The organism is Luteimonas sp. Soil_C_16 (assembly GCF_057657295.1).
Map to the genome: position 1 here is coordinate 1 of NZ_JBDGIS010000022.1, position 212 is coordinate 212.

General features: G+C 52.4%; 1 protein-coding gene. It reads right to left on the reverse strand.

What is annotated here, in order from left to right; all coding sequences use genetic code 11:
• Positions 1–12 precede the first annotated feature (12 nt).
• Positions 13–212: hypothetical protein (locus AC3A5T_RS16940; RefSeq protein ID WP_487629534.1), on the reverse strand; the 200-nt coding region annotated here is incomplete at its 5' end.

Genomic DNA, 212 nt, shown 5'->3' on the forward strand with positions numbered 1-212 from the left:
AGACGGTTTTGCTTACTTTTGCCAAGACAAAAGTAAGCCGCGCGACAGCGCGGAAGCCCTGTCTTTGATCTTCGCTCCTACGATTGATTCTTTGCTTGAAATATCAAAGTCGCAAAGCGACGCGCGAAGAAGCCCGAGCAAGTGCAAGGCTTTCGCCCGCTGCGCGTGCGAGTCCCTTTTGGATGGACCCAAAAGGAACCAAAAGGTCCCTT